This window comes from Streptomyces sp. NPDC048734, assembly GCF_043198675.1.
Classification (GTDB): Bacteria; Actinomycetota; Actinomycetes; order Streptomycetales; family Streptomycetaceae; genus Streptomyces.
The window spans coordinates 579,966-597,644 of record NZ_JBICUZ010000002.1 but is presented as its reverse complement, the minus strand read 5'-3'; the positions used below and the strand labels follow the sequence as shown (position 1 = coordinate 597,644).

Sequence of the window (17,679 nt, the reverse complement as noted above, 5' to 3'; positions counted from 1 at the left end):
CCCTTGTGTTGCGGAGGTCTCGCGGGAGACCTCCGCAACGATTGATCAGGCCGCCGAACCGGGCAACCGCAGACCCTTGAGGAACAGCCCGTCCAGCACTTCCCACTCCGTCGCCCGGTCCACCACCTCCACCGTCCGCCCGTCCAGCGTGGGCGTGGCGCGCGGGTCCTCCACCGGCAGCAGCAGCCACAGCCCGTGCGGGGCGTCGGCGGGGCGCCGGGCCGACTGCTGGAGCGCCGCCAGCAGCTCCCGGCCCCCGGCCTCCCAGTACCGCGCGACCAGACCGGCCTCGTGGACCAGCAGGACGGAACGCGGACCGGAGCCCTCCGCCAGCTCCACCACTCGCTGCCGCACCCGCTCGGCCGCCAGCCGTGTGTACGAGGCGAGCGCCGCGCCCATCGCGCCGGTCGCCGCGTATTTGGCGTCCGCCTTGAGCAGCGCCTGCCAGCGCACGCCCTGTTCCTCGGCCAGCTCCTTCAGTGCGTCCAGGAACATCGTGTTCAACGGCACGGCCGTGGTGCCGTACCGCTCCGTCAGAGGTCCGGCTACACCTGGCAGTTCCGCCCCCTTCAAGGTCAGCGCCAGGAAACCGCCGTGGCGGCGGGCCTCCGTCAGCCGCGCGGACAGCACTTCACGTGGGTCCCGGCCCTCGGCGATCCGACCCTGGGCCGCCGCGTACAAGGAACTCGTGCTGGTGACCACCGAGGAGGGCACGCCCGCGCGACTGCGCGTACCGTCCTGGGCCTGCGGGAGGAAACGACGCCTGGCGTGGTCGAAGACCAGGGGGAACCCGGACTCGGCCAGCGCCTCCGCCAGCTCCACGTACGTCGTCTCCTCCAGCACCGCCAGGCCGGGGAACCTGGCTCGGACCCGGGACAACAGGTCGGTCGTGGTGATGCCGGTGTCGGAACGTACGCCCGCCGGCGCCTGGGAGATACGCAGGGCACGGGCCAGCCCGAGGGCGAGGGGGAACAGTTCCAGCCGGGGTGAGACGGCCACACCGCCCGCCATGGAGGCGGCCAGTTCCACCAGGCGGGTGTCGGCGAGCGGGGGCATACCCTCCGGAACCGGCACGGCACGCAGCTCCCGGAGCACGGTGGCACGACCGGGCAACGGATCGCGTCCGGCCAGGTCCGCGGCCCGCTCGCCCAATTCTGCCGCGTAGTCAGAGAGTTCCGCGGGCGTCGGGTCGTCGGCCCCCGGCTGGTCCTCCAGCGCGACGACCACCCGGCCGCCACGGCGCTGCACCGCGAACCGCGCCGATGCCTCGCCCGGATCGGAGCCCTGCGCGTCGGACTCCTCGTCGCCCCGCTTGCGGATCTCCGTCTCGACGGCGGCCCGCACCACGGCCAGCGCCTTGGCCTGAGCCTCGATCGGATCACCGGCGCCCGCGCCGTGCCGGGCACGCAGCTCAGACGCCAGTTCCTCCGCCGTGGACACCCGGTCCCGGTCGGCCAGGATCGCCACCAGTTCGTCCCGCACCCGCGCGAGCCACGGCAGCTCGGCCCACTGCTCGACCGCCGCCTGCTGATTGCCGGACACCGTCGGCTGGCTGACCCCCAGAGCCTTCGCGATCTGGCTCTGCGCCGGCCACGGCTCCAGCGCCTCACCGGCCTCCAGCACACCCGGGAGCTGCAACGTCGCACGGACCACGTCGGAACGCGGCCGGGTACGGCGCTTGCCCTCCGGCGGCGTGAGGCGCGCGGCCAGCGTGTCGACCGACTCCAGCACCTCTTCCGGCGCGTCCGGCTCCAGAGCCACCGGCTTCTTCACGCCGGCGCGGCGGCGCAGCGCCTGCGTCCACTGGCGGTGGCGGCGGTTCAGCTCCTTGCGGATCGCATTGCCGGCGCCGCGGGCCCGGGAGATGTGGTGGGGAGGGATGTCCAGGAGCTGCTCGACCGTGTGGGCCTTCAGGCTCTCGGCGACCGACACGGCACGGGGGGACAGACCGGCTGCCGCAAGAGGTGTCCTCAGACCAGCGGCCTCGGCCGCCTGCTCACGGGCGTCCTCCAAGTCCTCCGTGCTGATGCCGACCGTGGCCGGAGTCGTCGCGGGGCGGGTCGCGTCGGCCCTGCGGAAAACCTGCCGCCACGCCTCCTGGACCTGCCGCAGGCTGTCGTACCGCTGCTCCACGTCCCGGTGCAGTGCCCGCTCGAAGAACTCCTTCAGACCCTCGCTGAGCGCCTGCGGGAACAACTCCGCCGACACGTGCAGTGCCGCGTCGGCGACCATGCGCGGATCACCCTGACCGTCTCCCCACACGGGCCGCTCCCCGGAGGCCATCTCGTGCAGGGTGACGGCTGCGGCGTACCACTCGGCATGGTCGTCGTAACGCGATCGCCCCGCGCTCCCCAGGAACGGATCGAGGTATCCGCGCGTGCCCGCGTGCAGGTCCTGGTCCGGGGCGTCGGCCAGGGAGAAGTCGAACAGCATGAGCTGCCAGGAACCGTCACCGCGCTTGAAGAGCCCGAGGTTGTCCGGCTTGATGTCCCGGTGCCGCACCCCGCGCGCGGCGAGGGAGTCCAGGGCGAGGAACAGGTCGTTGCCGAACCGCTCCAACTGGTCGTATCCCAGCGGGCCTTGGTCGCGCAGCCGGGAGCCGAGACTCACCGGCTCACGATCGTCCCGCGCGCGGTAACCACCCGCGTACTCGATCTCCAGGACGGTGTGCCCCGCCAGCTCACGCGGTTCGGCGAGCAGCTTCACGATCTGCCCGCCGCCCACTTCCTTCAGCGCCTTCGCCTCCGCGAGCAGCCGCGCGTCCTTCTCCTGGTCCAGGGCGACCTTGAAGACCCGGAGGGAGTTCTCGCCGTCCTCCGCGGCGGTACGGCGGACCAGTAGTGCACGGGCTGTGGCCCCTGTCCCCAGAACCCGCAGGACGGTCCATTCGCCGTCCAGCGGCTGCCCCGGCTGCACGGTCAGAGGGTCGGCGGCAGGACCACCCGACGGCTGCGGAACCGCGGCGTCCGCCTCGGCCGCGGCCAGCAGCTCCAGGAACTCGTCCACGGACGCCGGGCGGTCCCGGACATCGGCGGCCGTGGCCCGGAAGACCAGGTGGTCCAGGGCGGCCGAGACGGAATCGGAGACGGCGTACGGATGAAGCCCCTTGTCGCTCTGGAGCCGCTCCAGCAGCGCGCTGCGACGGTCCGCCGGCGGACGCCCCGTGAGCAACAAATACGTGAGGGAGCCGAGGCCGAACACGTCCAGGTCCACCGGATCGGCGAACTCCTGGTCCGTCTCCGGTGCCAGATAGACCTGCGCCGTGTCCGCGATGAGTCCCGCGTCCAGCGGAGTGTCACCGAGGGAGCGGTGCAACGTCGTCTCGAAGTCGCGGGCCGCGGTCTGCCAGTCGGCGATCCGCAGGACCGGCTCGCTGCCGTCCTCCCGCGCGGAGACGTATACCGACCGGGCGGCCAGCGCGCGGTGGTAGAGGGACCGGTTGTGCGCGTACCGCACCGCCTCGGCGAGCTGCCGCACCAGATCGAGACGCAGTACAGGGGTGAGCTGCCCGCCGTACGCGTCGAGGTACGCGTCCAGCCGCAGGTCCGACTCGCGATGCCGGAACAGGATCGCCGGCCCGCCCTGGTGCTCGCGGATCTGCACCGCCTGCACGATCCCACGGTGATTGACACCCTGGAGCACCTGGTACTCGCGGCGGGCCGCCCGCTCCACCTTCGAGCGCTGCTCGTCGGAGGCCGCCGCCCCGGCCAGGTATATACGGACCCGGCCGCTCTCCTGAACCAGTTGGTCGTCGCGCACCGCCAACCGGTCCTCCCAGCCGGGGCCCGCGTCGAGGGCCCGTGGCTCGAGCTTCCAGTCGTCTCCGAAGCGCAGATGCGCGGTGGAGTGGCTGATGCCGATTTTCTGCATCAGCTGTTCCAGCCGCTGGCTGATCACCGGTGTGATGCGCCAGCTCTCCCGCTCCGGCGGACGGCCCAGCAGGTCGTCCCAGATCTTCGGCAGGCCGCTCGCACCGTCGTTGAGTCCGTACACCGAGGTGCGCTGGAACTCGTCCAGCTGACTCACGAGTCCAGGGTCGTGCAAAAACACCGCGGGCTTGATGAACGGAACCTGCCGAGGGTCCATCCCCGACGCCCGAGCCGCCCGTTCCAACTGTCCCTTCAGCTCTTTGGCCTTGAGGTCGGTCAGATACAAAGGATTGCGGACGGTGCGCACGCGGTCACCGTGGAACTGCCAGGTGTCGCCGTGGTTCACCACCCGGCCCGGGTGCCCCTTCAACTCCAGCAGGTAAAGGCCGCCGGGCACGGCGATCAGCACGTCGCACTCGTTGATCCGGCCCGACGCCCCGGTGAACTGGAACGTCGCCCAGGCCCGGTTCGGCTCGGTCGCCGGCATGAGTCCGCGCAGGTGGTCCAACCCCTCCTGCTCCCAGCGGAACCCGGATCGCCGGGGCTGGAACCAGCGCTCCCGCGGAGCGAGGGCTGTCGGCTTGGGGACAGCGGGCACGGGGCACCTCCGAAACGGCACAGAAGAAGAGGAGGGAATCCTGATGCCGAACCGCCCGGGCCTCCTCCGAGGGCAGGCGGAAATCCTAGTCGCCCCCTACGACAGCCGGTCCGTGCCTTCTCGACGCGGGGACGACGGAGGGTTCCGTCCCCCGCCGGGCGGGGCACGGAACCCTCGACTGACCCTCGCGGGCTACTTCCCGAGTACCCCCAGCTGCCGCATCAGACCCACGCGGTCGTACTGCCACCAGCCCTCGCAGATCATCCCGTCGCGGAACCGCTGCCAGGTCATGCCGGTCATGACGACGTTCTGGCCGGTGGCGGGGAGGCCGAGGAAGTCGCCCTCGTGCCGGGCGGTCCAGGTCCAGCGGGTGCACACCCGGTCGCCCTGGGCGATCTGGTCGTCGACCCGGAAGGAGAAGTCGAAGGCCCGCCGCCAGCCCGCGAACTCCTCGCGCGCAGCCGCCAGCCCGTTGTCCTGTGGACTGGCGGGATCGTGGTCCACGTAGTCATCGGTCACCCGTTCGAACATCGCGCCGATGTCGACCGTCCCGGCCCGCTCGAACCACTCCCGCGCCGTCGCGCAGTTCAGCTGCTCGTCCCGCACCACTTCCAGGTCGGTGAAGGTCGGCATCTCGTCACAGAGCGCGACCATGTCGTCGAAGATCTTCTCGGTCTCCGGCAGGCCCGAGTTCCGCATCGCCTCCTCGTAGGAGGGGAACTCCACGATCTCGACGACGTGCGACGCGTCCGACCGGTCCTTGCCGACCACCGCGTGCGTCGCCGTCCGCTTCCCCTTGGTCTTCTCGACCCAGGTGTCCATCAGCCGGTTCATCTCGTCGAACCGGCTCGTCCTGCAATCGATGAGCTGTACGAAGGTCATCGCGCCGCCTCCGGCCCCCCTGGGTCCGGCCCTGTCAGAGCCATTTTCCCACCGGAGCCCCGAGGCCGCCGCTCGCCACCGCGACCCGTCCGCCCGCCACCGCGACCCGTCCGCCCGCCCGCCGGGGCCCGGATGCGGCCACCCGCTACTGCGGCCCGTACTTCCGCCCCGTCCGCGAGCTGATCCCGCCGAGCAGCGACCGGGGCGTCACCTTCACCAGGCCCATCAGCGCCTTGTAGCGCGCGTCGGGAATCGACACCGACTTCCCGCGCGCCAGGTCCGCCAGTGCCGCCGCGACCAGCTTGTCCGCGTCGAGCCACATCCAGCCGGGGATGTTGTCCGTGCCCATCCCGGCCCGCTCGTGGAACTCGGTGCGCACGAACCCCGGGCACAGCGCCATCAGCCGCACCCCGCTGCCCGCCAGGTCCTTCGCCGCCCCTTGAGTGAACTGCACGACCCACGCCTTGGAGGCGCCGTACGTCCCGCGCGGCACGAAGGCCGCCACCGAGGCCACGTTGACGACGCCCCCGCGCCCCCGCTCCCGCATCGCGCCGGCCGCCGCCGACGTCAGCCGCAGCACCGCCTCGCAGTGCACCTTGAGCATCCTCAGCTCGTCGGCCATCGACACGTCGAGGTAGCGGCCCTTGTTGCCGAAGCCGGCGTTGTTGACCAGCAGGTCGACGGGGTTCCTGCGGTCGCCGAGCCGGGCGGCCACCGTCTCGATGCCCCCGTCCGTGGCCAGGTCGGCCGTCAGCACCTCCGCCTCGATGCCGTGCCGGTCGTGCAACTCGGTCGCCTGCTCGCGCAGCCGCTGGGTGTCCCGGGCGACGAGGACGAGGTCGTTCCCGTCCGCCGCGAGCCGTCGCGCGAACGCGGCACCGATGCCCGCGGTCGAACCTGTGATCAGAGCCGTTGTCATGGCAGAAGGTTAGTGACCCGGAGTCCGGGCGTCCGCTCCGTGCACGCGGCCTGCGGAAAGTGACGGAACCGTGCGCGCCCGCGCCGGTGACGGCGGCTCACTCCCCGTACCTCTCGACGTGGGCGCGGGCCGCCGCCAGCGTCTCCGGGTGCAGCGCCTCGCCCGCCGCCAGCAGCCGGGGCAGCAGCTCCCGGTGGGTGGTGGTCGCCTGGAACTCCATCCGGGCCGTCACCCCGTGCTCCGGCAGGTGGACGATCTCCACGGCGTCCCCCGCGCGTATCTCGCCCGGCGTGATCACCCGCAGGTAGGCGCCCGTCGCGGCCTTCTGCGTGAACCGCCTGACCCAGCCCCTCTCACCCACGTGCCCCTGGAAGGTGCGGCAGGGGATCCGCCCCGCCGTCACCTCCAGCACCACCTCCGGGCCGATCCGCCAGCGCTCGCCGATCCGCGCCCCGGACACGTCCAGACCGGTGGTGGTGAGGTTCTCGCCGAACGCGCCGTTGGCGAACGTGCGCCCCAGCTCACGCTCCCAGTCGTCCAGGTCCTCACGTGCGACGGCGTACACCGCCTGGTCGTTGCCGCCGTGATGGCGCAGGTGGCACACCGCGTCCCCGGCGAGCCCGCTCCCGCCGACGCCCTTCGGACCGGGCGCGGCCACCCGCACCGGTCCCTCGACGGGACGCTTGTCGATACCGGTCAACCCGTCGGGCTGGTCGGTGTACGGCACGGCCTTGGGACGGCCCACGTTGACGGACAGAAGCCTCATGGCGGCACGCTAAGCGACCGGCGGTCAAAGCGTCGACGCATTATCCGCCCCCTTTCCCAAGGCTTCCTTATGCGGCTCGCCTATGCTCGAAGGATGATCGAGGCCCGTCATCTCCGCGTGCTGCGCGCCGTCGCCGCCACCGGGTCCTTCTCGGCGGCGGGCCGCGAGCTGGGCTGCACGCAGCCCGCGGTCAGCCAGCAGATGAAGGCGCTGGAGACGTCCGTCGGCACACCGCTGCTCGTGCGCAGCGGCCGCGAGATGCGGCTGACCCAGGCCGGCGAGGCCCTCGTACGGCACGCCGCCGGGATCCTCGCCGGACTCACCGCCGCCGAGGAGGAGGTCGCCGCGATCGCCGGTCTGCGCGCCGGCCGGGTCCGCCTCGTCTCCTTCCCCAGCGGCAGCTCCGCGCTCGTCCCGACCGCGCTGGCCGCCCTGCGCGCCGCGCACCCCGGGACCCGGGTCTCGCTGGAGGAGGCCGAACCGCCCGAGTCCGTCGAGAAGCTGCGCGCCGGCGACTGCGACATCGCCCTCGCCTTCCGCTACGAGGACGCCCCGGGCACCGAGGAGTGGTCCGACCTGGTCGTCCGACCCCTGCTGACGGACCGGCTCGTCGCCCTCGTGCCCGAACGCCACCGGCTCGCACGCGCGGACTCCCTCGCCATCGGCGAACTCGCCCGCGAGCCGTGGATCGCCGGCTGCCCGCGCTGCCGGGGCCGGCTGGTGGAGGTGTGCGAGGCCGCGGGCTTCACCCCCCGCATCGACTTCGCCACCGACGACTACCCGGCGGTGGCCGGCCTGGTGGGCGCGGGCCTCGGCGTCGCCGTCCTCCCCGAGCTCGCGATCGAGTCCGTACGGCCGCGGGGCACGCGCGCGGTGACCCTGGAGCCGGCGGTACGGCGAGAGGTCGTCGCGCTCACCCTGCCCGACCTGGCCCAGGTGCCGGCGGTGGCGGCGACGCTGGAGCAGCTCGCGCGCGCGGCGGCACGGTAGCCGTACGGCAGCGGGGGCATACGCGGACGTGCGGGGGCGGTGCCGGGCGGTGGGGTCGTACGCGGCGGTGGGAGTCGTGCGGGGTCGTGGGGGTCGCGCAGGGCCGCTGGGTCGTACGGGTGGGGGCGTCCAAGAGATGAGGGCACGCGCGTGTGCGTGCCCTGAGTTGTGTGGAGAAACGTTCCTTCAGTTGTTCGAAACGCCGCTCGCGCCGGCCGACGCCGGTACCAGGCGGTTGCGCGCCCGCCCCATGAGCTCCTCGCGCTCGTCCTCGGTCAGCCCGCCCCACACGCCGTACGGCTCTCTCACCGCCAGCGCGTGCGCCGCGCACTGCGCGCGTACCGGGCACCTCATGCAGACCTCCTTGGCCGAGTTCTCGCGAGCGCTCCGCGCCGCCCCGCGCTCGCCCTCGGGATGGAAGAAGAGCGAACTGTCCACTCCGCGGCAGGCGGCCAGGAGCTGCCAGTCCCACAGGTCCGCGTTCGGTCCGGGAAGGCGGGAGAAATCTGCCATTGCGTGACCCCTTGTAGCCGTGCTGAGCGGATACGGTGCCCACGACCGTACAACTACGATCTAAGGAGATGAAAATATGACTCATTGCGAATCTAGCCTCAGACACCAGTAAATGGGAAGAAATAGGGCTGAACGGGGCACGGGTTGCGAGGAAAGCTCGCGGGTCCGCGCGGCTCCCCCGGCCGTGTCCGCCTCCTCACGTAGAGTGCCGAAGAATGCACGCGGCCCCGTAACTCTTTCGAGTGACCATCGTTGAGTGTGCGGTGGCGGTTGAAAACACAAACGCTCGGGCAAGCGTCCGAGACGGTCGACCGCACAGGTGACGATACGTACCAGCCTGGAGGCACAAGGTGACGCGCATCAGCTGCGGAGGACGGCCATGACTTCCGTCCTCGTCTGTGACGACTCCCCGCTTGCCCGAGAGGCGCTCCGCCGCGCGGTCGCGACCGTGCCCGGCGTCGAGCGCGTGACGACGGCGGCCAACGGCGAGGAAGTCCTCCGCCGCTGGGGTGCCGACCGCTCGGACCTCATTCTGATGGACGTGCGCATGCCGGGACTGGGCGGTGTGGAAACCGTCCGCCGGTTGCTGTCCGCCGACCCGGGCGCACGCATCATCATGCTGACCGTTGCCGAGGACCTCGACGGCGTCGCGCTCGCGGTCGCCGCCGGCGCCCGCGGCTACCTGCACAAGGACGCCTCGCGCGCCGAACTGCGCGCGACGGTCACGCAGGCCCTGGCCGACCCCACGTGGCGGCTCGCCCCGCGGCGGCTGCGCTCGGCCGAGATGGGTGCCGCGCCCACGCTCACCGCGCGTGAGATCCAGGTCCTGGAAGGCATGAGCCACGGTCGCTCCAACGCCGAGATCGGCCGCGAGCTGTTCCTCTCCGAGGACACCGTCAAGACCCACGCCCGCCGTCTGTTCAAGAAACTCGGCGCCTCGGACCGTGCCCACGCCGTGGCGCTCGGCTTCCGGTGGGGCCTGGTCCGCTAGGGCCTGCCCGGCGGATCGGGCCGGAGGAAACCGGCGGCACCCCGCAGCCCGGACGGGCGTGCCGGACCCCGTGTCTCCGGCATGATCCGCCGGACAGGACCTGGGCGTCCCGGCCCGACCCCGGCCCGCTCTCGGCCGCCCGTCGGACCGCTTCCGGTGAGCGGCGGCACGTACGGGACCGCCGGTGAGCGGGGTCCGGCGGGTGAGGCCACCGGGTCGTCGCGGTCGTCGGCTCTCGCGGGTGCCGACGGCGGTGGAGGCCGTGCGGTGCCGGGGCCGGGGCCGGATCTTCGAAGTCGCGGCCCCGTCGGGCCGTACGGCGGACTTTTCGAGCAAGCCGATCCCAGGGACAGGAGCGGGGGAATGGACGAACCTCCCTGCTCGCGCGGGGTGCAGGATGTGCGGGAACCCCCTGTCGGCCGGTCGGTGGCCGGCGGCGGCGCAGCACCTCGCCGGATGCCCGCTGCTCGTTTCGCCGCGGATGCCGCATCCTTGAGGTGTGGAGTTCCTCGGGGACGAGTCGGTCGAGCGGGACGGGAGGGCGCAGGGGATGAGTTCCGGCGCACCTGCTCATAACGCTTCGGTGCACAACGAAGGGCACGGTGCCGCGGCCGGTCCGGCCGCAGTGCACCATGGACCGATGCGCGAAGACGATGCGGTCCGTGCCCCCGGGGCGATCGGCGGACTGGTGCATCGCGCGGTGGACGGCGACGAGCAGGCCACACACGACCTGCTGGCTCACGTCCACCCCCTCGCCCTGCGTTACTGCCGCACCCGCCTGTCCCGGCTCCCCGGTGACGCGCGCCACTTCGTGGAGGACCTCGCGCAGGAGGTCTGCGTGGCCGTCCTCCTCGCCCTTCCTCGCTACAAGGACACGGGCCGTCCCTTCGAGGCCTTCGTCTTCGCCATCGCCGCCCACAAGGTCGCCGACCTCCAGCGCGCGGCGATGCGCCACCCCGGCTCCACGGCGGTCCCCTCCGACGAGATGCCGGAACGCCCCGACGACTCCCTCGGCCCGGAGGAACGGGCCCTGCTGAGCAGCGACGCCGAATGGGCGAAGAAACTGCTGGCCAACCTGCCCGATAACCAGCGGGAACTGCTCCTGCTGCGCATCGCGGTGGGCCTCACCGCGGAGGAGACCGGCCAGATGTTGGGAATGTCACCCGGGGCCGTGCGCGTGGCCCAGCACCGCGCGCTGAGCAGACTGCGGGCCCTCGCCGAGCAGTAGCACCGCCGCCACGCCGTGCCCCGCCACCGTTCCCCGAACGAACCCGACAGCGGGGCCGACGCCGGACCGGCCGAGGAGCCTAGGCTGGACAGGGACGGCGGCCCGTTCGCCCGACGGGTGCCGACGGCCCGCCCGCTGAACGGGCCGAGCGCCGCTGCCGTACGAACATACGAAGCCCGGAGTCACGCGGAGCGTGGAATTCCGGGGGTGCGCTTCCCGTTAGCATGGACATCCGCACCGATCAAGGCCATTTGGGGAAGGTGTCATGACTGCCAACGTCGACGGAGTGCCCGCCAAATTCGCGACCCTCGGGCTCACCTACGACGACGTGCTGCTGCTGCCGGGCGCATCCGAGGTGCTCCCCAACGCGGTCGACACCTCGTCCCGCATCTCCCGCAATGTGCGCGTCAACATCCCGCTGCTCTCGGCGGCGATGGACAAGGTGACCGAGTCCCGCATGGCCATCGCGATGGCCCGCCAGGGCGGCGTCGGCGTGCTGCACCGCAACCTCTCCATCGAGGACCAGGTCAACCAGGTCGACCTGGTGAAGCGCTCGGAGTCGGGCATGGTCACCGACCCCATCACGGTGCACCCGGACGCCACGCTGGCCGAGGCCGACGCGCTGTGCGCCAAGTTCCGCATCAGCGGCGTCCCGGTGACCGACGGCGGCGGCAAGCTCCTCGGCATCGTCACCAACCGCGACATGGCCTTCGAGTCGGACCGCACCCGTCAGGTGCGTGAGGTCATGACCCCGATGCCGCTCGTCACCGGCCATGTCGGCATCTCCGGCACGGACGCCATGGAGCTGCTGCGCCGCCACAAGATCGAGAAGCTTCCGCTGGTCGACGAGGCGGGTGTCCTCAAGGGCCTCATCACGGTCAAGGACTTCGTCAAGGCCGAGCAGTACCCCCGGGCCGCCAAGGACGCCGAGGGCCGGCTGCTCGTCGGCGCCGCCGTCGGCGCCAGCCCCGAGGCGCTGGAGCGCGCCCAGGCCCTCGCCGAGGCCGGCGTGGACTTCCTGGTCGTCGACACCTCCCACGGCCACAACAGCAACGCCCTCGCCTGGATGGCGAAGATCAAGTCGAGCGTGCGCGTCGACGTGATCGGCGGCAACGTCGCCACCCGTGACGGCGCCCAGGCCCTGATCGACGCCGGCGTCGACGGCATCAAGGTCGGCGTCGGACCCGGCTCGATCTGCACCACCCGCGTGGTCGCCGGCATCGGCGTCCCGCAGGTCACCGCCATCTACGAGGCGTCCCTCGCCGCACGTCCGGCGGGCATCCCGCTGATCGGCGACGGCGGCCTGCAGTACTCCGGCGACATCGGCAAGGCGCTGGCCGCCGGCGCCGACACGGTGATGCTGGGCAGCCTCCTCGCGGGCTGCGAGGAGTCCCCGGGCGAGCTGCAGTTCATCAACGGCAAGCAGTTCAAGTCCTACCGCGGCATGGGCTCGCTGGGCGCCATGCAGTCCCGCGGCCAGGGCAAGTCGTACTCCAAGGACCGCTACTTCCAGGCGGAGGTCGCGGCCGACGACAAGCTCGTGCCCGAGGGCATCGAGGGCCAGGTGCCCTACCGCGGCCCGCTCGGCAACGTGCTGCACCAGCTCGTCGGCGGCCTGCGCCAGACCATGGGCTACGTGGGCGCCGCCACCATCGAGGAGATGGAGTCCAAGGGCCGTTTCGTCCGGATCACCTCCGCGGGTCTCAAGGAGAGCCACCCGCACGACATCCAGATGACGGTCGAGGCACCCAACTACAGCAGCAAGTAGCCGCACGGGATTCCCAGGCGGCCCCGGAACCTCCGGGGCCGCCTTCGCCGTGCCCGTCGGCGATACTGGAAGACGCTGCAACGCATCAGGGAAAGGCCACACACGTGACTGAGATCGAGATCGGGCGCGGCAAGCGCGGCCGCCGGGCGTACGCATTCGACGACATCGCCGTCGTCCCCAGCCGCCGTACGCGGGACCCGAAGGAGGTCTCGATCGCCTGGCAGATCGACGCCTACCGTTTCGAGCTGCCGTTCCTGGCCGCCCCCATGGACTCCGTCGTCTCCCCGGCCACCGCGATCCGCATCGGCGAGCTGGGCGGCCTGGGCGTGCTCAACCTCGAGGGCCTGTGGACGCGGTACGAGGACCCGCAGCCGCTGCTGGACGAGATCGCCGAGCTGCCCGTCGACCAGGCGACCCGCCGGCTCCAGGAGATCTACTCCGCGCCGATCAAGGAAGAGCTGATCGGGCAGCGCATCAAGGAGGTGCGCGACTCGGGCGTGGTCACCGCCGCCGCGCTCTCCCCGCAGCGCACGGCCCAGTTCTCCAAGGCCGTCGTCGACGCCGGCGTGGACATCTTCGTCATCCGCGGCACCACGGTCTCCGCGGAGCACGTCTCCGGCTCGCACGAGCCGCTGAACCTGAAGCAGTTCATCTACGAACTCGACGTCCCGGTCATCGTCGGTGGCTGCGCCACCTACACGGCGGCCCTGCACCTGATGCGCACGGGCGCGGCGGGCGTCCTCGTCGGCTTCGGCGGCGGCGCGGCGCACACCACGCGCAACGTGCTCGGCATCCAGGTCCCGATGGCGACGGCGGTGGCCGATGTCGCCGCCGCGCGCCGCGACTACATGGACGAGTCCGGCGGCCGGTACGTGCACGTGATCGCGGACGGCGGCGTCGGCTGGTCCGGCGACCTGCCCAAGGCCGTCGCCTGCGGCGCCGACGCGGTGATGATGGGCTCCCCGCTCGCGCGCGCGACCGACGCGCCCGGCCGTGGCCACCACTGGGGCATGGAGGCCGTCAACGAGGAGCTGCCGCGCGGCCAGAAGGTCGACCTCGGCACGGTCGGCACCATCGAGGAGGTCCTCACCGGCCCGTCCCACACGCCGGACGGCTCGATGAACTTCTTCGGCGCCCTGCGCCGCGCCATGTCCACCACCGGTTACAGCGAGCTGAAGGAGTTCCAGCGCGTCGAGGTGACGGTGGCGGACTCGGTGCACCGGCGGTAGACCGCGCGGTCTCGGCATCGGTAGGGGCCGGGGGGGGGGGGGGGGGGGCGGGCGGCCGGCCCCCCCCCCCCCCCCCCCCCGGGGGGCGGGGGGGGGGGGGGGGGGGGGGGGGGGGGGGGGGGGGGGGGGGGGGGGGCCCCCCGGGGGGGCCCCCCCCCCCGGCCCCTTTCGCATGCCCGGACGGGCGCGGGGGTGTGGGGGCGCGAGGCGCGGGGCGGGGCGCACGGTTGCCTTCGGGGCGAATGCGGGCTGGTCAGGGGTGTTGCGGACGGTGGCGTCCGGATCGGCGACCCAGTCGTGTGGGGTGCCCCCCTTCCAAGGACATGGTTCCGGACCCGAGCCCTCGGGGCCCGGCCCGATTTCCTGAACGAGCCGTCCACCGGGCGGCGTCGTGGAAGGGGGCGCCCATGGGACGCCACCGCAAGCCCACCCGCTGGGACCGCATCCGTCTCCGGACGGTGCAGTGCCGGAGGAGGTGGATCTTGCGGCTTTTCGGATGGTGAGCGGCCGCCCCCACACAGACTAGGGGCGGACACTCCGTGATCCATCAGGCGCCTGCCGCAGAGGCCACTGCGGTGGGCGCCACCTGTTCGTACGGTACCGGCGTGCCGTGCCGTACGCCACCAGCCTTTGGAGCCCGGGTCCGCCTGGTGCGCCCCGGCTCACAACCGGTGCGCCGCCCCCGTCGGCGTGGCCCCCCGCGTGTCGAGCAGCAGCTGTGCCTTCACCGACAGGCCCTGGAGGTCGTACGTCCGGTGCTGCTGGAGCAGGATCGTCAGGTCGGCGTCGGCGGCGGCCTCGTACAGGGAGTCGGCGCGGGGGACCGGGCGGTCCAGGACGCTCCAGGAGGGGACGTGCGGGTCGTGGTAGCTGACGGCCGCGCCGAGTTCCATCAGGCGGATCGCGATCTCCCGGGCGGGGGTGCCCTGCTGGTCGGCGAGGTCGGCCTTGTAGGTGACGCCGAGCAGCAGCACGCGCGCGCCCCGCGCCGACTTGCCGTACTCGTTGAGGAGGGTGGCGGCACGCTGGACGACGTAGCGGGGCATGCGGCTGTTGACCTGCTGGGCGAGTTCCACCATGCGCAGGGGACTGCCGTGGTGGCCGGTGCGGTCCAGGGGCACGGAGTGGCCGCCGACGCCGGGGCCGGGGCGGAAGGCCTGGAAGCCGAACGGCTTGGTCTCGGCGCACCGGATGACGTCCCAGAGGTCCACACCCAGGTCGTTGCAGAGGACGGCCATCTCGTTGACGAGGGCCATGTTGACGTGCCGGAAGTTGGTCTCCAGGAGGGTCACCGTCTCGGCCTCCCTGAGGCCACGCGCGCGTACCACCTTGTCGGTGAGACGGCCGTAGAAGGCGGCGGCGGACTCGGTGCAGGCGGGGGTGAGGCCGCCGATGACCTGCGGAGTGTTGGCGGGCGTGAAATCACGGCGGCCGGGGTCGACCCGGCTGGGGGAGTACGCGAGGTGGAAGTCGCGGCCCGCGCGCAGGCCGGACATCTCCTCCAGGAGCGGCCGCAGGAACTCCTCGGTCGTCCCCGGAGGAACCGGCGACTCCAGGATCACGGTGGTGTGCGGGCGCAGGTGTCCGGCCAGGGTGCGGGCGGCCGCCTCCACCTGGCTCAGGTCGGGCCCGCCGTCGGCGTCGCGCGGCGCGGGGGCGCAGATGACGGCGGTGCGTACCCGGCCCAGTTCGGCCGGGTCGGTGGCCGGCCGGAAACCCCCCGAGAGCATCCGGCGCAGTTCGGCGGGGCTCAGGGAGCCGGGCTCTGGTCCGGTGCGGTAGCCGAGCGTGGGGATGCCGGCGGCCACGGCGGCCTGGGCCAGGGGCAGGCCGAGCGGGCCGAGTCCGATGACGGCGAGATCTGCGGGCATGGCGTGGGCCGTCCTTCCCAGTAACCGAAGCGGGACAGGTGCGCAAGCCCTGTGGACAGGACGGGCGAGCGCAATGTCAGACTAGGAGTAAATATGACCGATTTGTGGGATTGATCGGCTGCGTTTTCCGGCAGGCCGGCCGTGGACGGGTGGGCTTTCGTGGGGGTTGTCCACAGTCTGGGGGCGAGTGGTGGCTGAAGTCGGGCAACACGGTCACCATTGGGGCATGGGGGATACGGGCCGGGCCGCGCCCTGAAGGCGGTGCGGCCGGCGCGACCGACAGCGGGAGGCAGCGGTGAGGACAGCGACACTGGGGCCGGCGCAGCGAGCCGAGTCACTCGCGGCCATGGCCGAGCGCGAGCTGGACGTGCTGGTCGTGGGAGGCGGGGTGGTCGGCGCGGGCACCGCCCTCGACGCCGTCACCCGCGGCCTGTCCACGGGGTTGGTCGAGGCGCGGGACTGGGCGTCGGGCACATCGAGCAGGTCGAGCAAGCTGATCCACGGCGGGCTGCGCTATCTGGAGATGCTCGACTTCGCCCTCGTCCGGGAGGCGCTGAAGGAGCGCGGACTGATGCTGGAGCGGTTGGCTCCGCACCTGGTCAAGCCGGTGCCGTTCCTCTACCCGCTCCAGCACAAGGGCTGGGAGCGGCTGTACGCCGGTTCGGGTGTCGCGCTCTACGACGCGATGTCGATGGCCCGGAGCCACGGCAGGGGCCTGCCGACCCATCGTCACCTGAGCCGCCGTCACGCCCTGCGTGTCGCACCCGCCTTGAAGAAGGACGCGCTCGTCGGAGCCCTTCAGTACTACGACGCCCAGGTGGACGACGCCCGCCATGTCGCCACCCTGGTGCGCACGGCGGCGGCGTACGGCGCGAAGACCGCCAACCGCGCGCGCGTGATGGCCTTCCTGCGCGAGGGCGAGCGGGTCGTGGGTGCGCGCGTCCAGGACGCCGAGAGCGGTGGGGAGTACGAGATCCGCGCCCGTCAGGTCGTCAACGCCACGGGCGTGTGGACCGACGACACGCAGTCGATGGTGGGGGAGCGGGGACAGTTCCACGTCCGGGCCTCCAAGGGCGTCCACCTCGTCGTGCCCAAGGACCGCATCCACTCCTCCACGGGCCTCATCCTCCGCACCGAGAAGTCCGTGCTGTTCGTCATCCCCTGGGGCCGGCACTGGATCGTCGGCACCACCGACACCGACTGGGACCTCGACAAGGCCCACCCGGCCGCCTCCAGCGCCGACATCGACTACGTGCTGGAGCACGTGAACTCCGTCCTGGCGGTACCGCTCACCCGGGACGACGTCGAGGGCGTCTACGCCGGGCTGCGCCCGCTGCTCGCCGGCGAGTCGGACGCCACCAGCAAGCTCTCCCGCGAGCACACCGTCGCCCACCCCGTACCCGGGCTCGTCGTGGTGGCGGGCGGCAAGTACACGACGTACCGGGTGATGGCCAAGGACGCCGTCGACGCGGCGGTGCACGGCCTCGACCTGCGGGTCGCCGAGTGCGTCACGGAGGACGTGCCGCTGCTGGGCGCGGAGGGCTACCGGGCGCTGTGGAACGCGCGGGCGCGCATCGCCGCCCGGACCGGGCTGCACGTGGTGCGCGTCGAGCACCTGCTGAACCGGTACGGCTCGATGACCGAGGAACTCCTCGAACTCGTCGCCGAGGACCCGACACTCGGCGAGCCGCTCCACGCGGCCGACGACTACCTGCGCGCCGAGATCGTCTACGCCGCCTCGCACGAGGGGGCGCGGCACCTGGACGACGTGCTGACCCGGCGCACCCGCATCTCCATCGAGACCTTCGACCGGGGCGCCCGCAGCGCCCGGGAGGCGGCGGAACTGATGGCGCCGGTCCTCGGCTGGGACAAGGGCCAGATCGAGCGTGAGGTCGAGCACTACGAGAAGCGGGTGGAGGCCGAACGGGAGTCGCAACGGCAGCCCGACGACCTCACGGCGGACGCGGCGCGGCTGGGGGCGCCGGACATCGTGCCGTTGTAGGGCCCTGGACATCGTGCCGTTGCAGGGTCCCCGCGGTCCCGCGCGTGAGGCCG

Annotated in this window: 12 protein-coding genes; 6 read left to right on the top strand and 6 right to left on the bottom strand. The window is 72.1% G+C overall.

What is annotated here, in order from left to right:
* Positions 1 to 45: 45 nt before the first annotated feature.
* The 4 genes from pglW to ACGFQC_RS07855 form a co-directional block, all read right to left on the bottom strand.
* Positions 46 to 4,467, bottom strand: coding sequence for a BREX system serine/threonine kinase PglW (gene pglW, locus ACGFQC_RS07870; protein ID WP_363089096.1), 4,422 nt, complete (start codon positions 4,465 to 4,467; stop codon positions 46 to 48).
* A 192-nt stretch (positions 4,468 to 4,659) separates the two neighbouring features.
* Complete coding sequence (locus tag ACGFQC_RS07865) at positions 4,660 to 5,349, bottom strand: ester cyclase (RefSeq protein WP_363089097.1); 690 nt, start codon at positions 5,347 to 5,349, stop codon at positions 4,660 to 4,662.
* 145 nt (positions 5,350 to 5,494) lie between these two features.
* Positions 5,495 to 6,268, bottom strand: a complete 774-nt coding sequence (locus ACGFQC_RS07860; RefSeq protein WP_363089098.1) for an SDR family oxidoreductase — start codon at positions 6,266 to 6,268, stop codon at positions 5,495 to 5,497.
* A 97-nt stretch (positions 6,269 to 6,365) separates the two neighbouring features.
* Positions 6,366 to 7,034 carry an MOSC domain-containing protein gene (locus ACGFQC_RS07855; RefSeq protein ID WP_363089099.1) on the bottom strand — a complete coding sequence of 223 codons (669 nt, stop codon included), beginning with the start codon at positions 7,032 to 7,034 and terminating at the stop codon, positions 6,366 to 6,368.
* 93 nt (positions 7,035 to 7,127) lie between these two features.
* Here ACGFQC_RS07855 and ACGFQC_RS07850 point away from each other — a divergent pair, with 93 nt between their 5' ends.
* Positions 7,128 to 8,024 carry a LysR family transcriptional regulator gene (locus ACGFQC_RS07850; RefSeq protein WP_363089100.1) on the top strand — a complete coding sequence of 299 codons (897 nt, stop codon included), beginning with the start codon at positions 7,128 to 7,130 and terminating at the stop codon, positions 8,022 to 8,024.
* Positions 8,025 to 8,210: 186 nt separating this feature from the next.
* Here ACGFQC_RS07850 and ACGFQC_RS07845 read toward each other — a convergent pair whose 3' ends face one another.
* Positions 8,211 to 8,537: a WhiB family transcriptional regulator gene (locus ACGFQC_RS07845; protein WP_363089101.1), complete on the bottom strand. Its 327-nt coding sequence runs from the start codon at positions 8,535 to 8,537 to the stop codon at positions 8,211 to 8,213.
* Between the two features lie 379 nt (positions 8,538 to 8,916).
* Here ACGFQC_RS07845 and ACGFQC_RS07840 point away from each other — a divergent pair, with 379 nt between their 5' ends.
* The 4 genes from ACGFQC_RS07840 (at position 8,917) to ACGFQC_RS07825 (ending at position 13,753) form a co-directional block, all read left to right on the top strand.
* The gene (locus ACGFQC_RS07840; RefSeq protein ID WP_003948568.1) at positions 8,917 to 9,528 is read left to right on the top strand and encodes a response regulator transcription factor; all 612 of its coding nucleotides are present in this window, start codon (positions 8,917 to 8,919) and stop codon (positions 9,526 to 9,528) included.
* 640 nt (positions 9,529 to 10,168) lie between these two features.
* Positions 10,169 to 10,756, top strand: a complete 588-nt coding sequence (locus ACGFQC_RS07835) for a sigma-70 family RNA polymerase sigma factor (protein WP_363089102.1) — start codon at positions 10,169 to 10,171, stop codon at positions 10,754 to 10,756.
* A gap of 265 nt (positions 10,757 to 11,021) precedes the next feature.
* Positions 11,022 to 12,524, top strand: coding sequence for an IMP dehydrogenase (guaB, locus tag ACGFQC_RS07830; RefSeq protein ID WP_363089103.1), 1,503 nt, complete (start codon positions 11,022 to 11,024; stop codon positions 12,522 to 12,524).
* Between the two features lie 104 nt (positions 12,525 to 12,628).
* On the top strand, positions 12,629 to 13,753 hold the full coding sequence (locus ACGFQC_RS07825; protein ID WP_363089104.1) for a GuaB3 family IMP dehydrogenase-related protein: 1,125 nt from the start codon (positions 12,629 to 12,631) through the stop codon (positions 13,751 to 13,753).
* A gap of 662 nt (positions 13,754 to 14,415) precedes the next feature.
* Here ACGFQC_RS07825 and ACGFQC_RS07820 read toward each other — a convergent pair.
* Positions 14,416 to 15,624, bottom strand: coding sequence for a nucleotide sugar dehydrogenase (locus ACGFQC_RS07820; protein WP_363091201.1), 1,209 nt, complete (start codon positions 15,622 to 15,624; stop codon positions 14,416 to 14,418).
* Between the two features lie 295 nt (positions 15,625 to 15,919).
* On the opposite strand from ACGFQC_RS07820, the gene ACGFQC_RS07815 reads away from it, so the two are divergent.
* Entirely contained in the window at positions 15,920 to 17,626 is a 1,707-nt protein-coding gene (locus ACGFQC_RS07815) for a glycerol-3-phosphate dehydrogenase/oxidase (protein WP_363091202.1), read from the top strand.
* Positions 17,627 to 17,679 lie beyond the last annotated feature (53 nt).